The 548-nt window shown below is 43.6% G+C and carries 1 protein-coding gene; it reads left to right on the top strand.

Annotated elements, in window-relative coordinates; genetic code table 11:
- On the top strand, positions 1-548 hold a 548-nt coding region (gene rplB / locus MTN96_RS36905), incomplete at both ends, for a 50S ribosomal protein L2 (RefSeq protein WP_248534867.1).

The raw sequence follows: 548 nt of genomic DNA on the forward strand, positions 1-548 counted from the left end.
GAGAAAAACTCTAAATCAGGTGGTCGTAATAACAATGGTCGTATTACGGTTCGTCATATCGGTGGTGGTCATAAGCAGCATTACCGTTTAATCGATTTTAAACGTACTAAAGATGGCATTCCAGCCACTGTTGAGCGTTTAGAATATGATCCAAATCGTAGCGCAAACATCGCTCTTGTATTATATGCAGACGGTGAGCGTCGTTACATTATCGCACCAAAAGGCTTAAAAGCTGGCGATGCAATCCAGTCTGGTGTTGATGCACCAATCAAACCTGGTAATGCATTACCAATGCGTAATATGCCTGTAGGTTCGACTGTTCACAACGTAGAACTTAAACCAGGTAAAGGTGCTCAAATTGCACGTTCTGCTGGTGCATACGTTCAAATCCTTGCACGTGATGGTCAATATGTAACATTACGTCTTCGTTCAGGCGAAGTTCGTAAAGTTGAATCTGATTGTCGTGCGACACTAGGTGAAGTAGGCAATGCTGAGCATATGCTTCGTTCACTTGGTAAAGCAGGTGCAAATCGCTGGCGTGGTATTCG

It is taken from the genome of Pseudoalteromonas sp. 2CM28B (genome assembly GCF_023161935.1).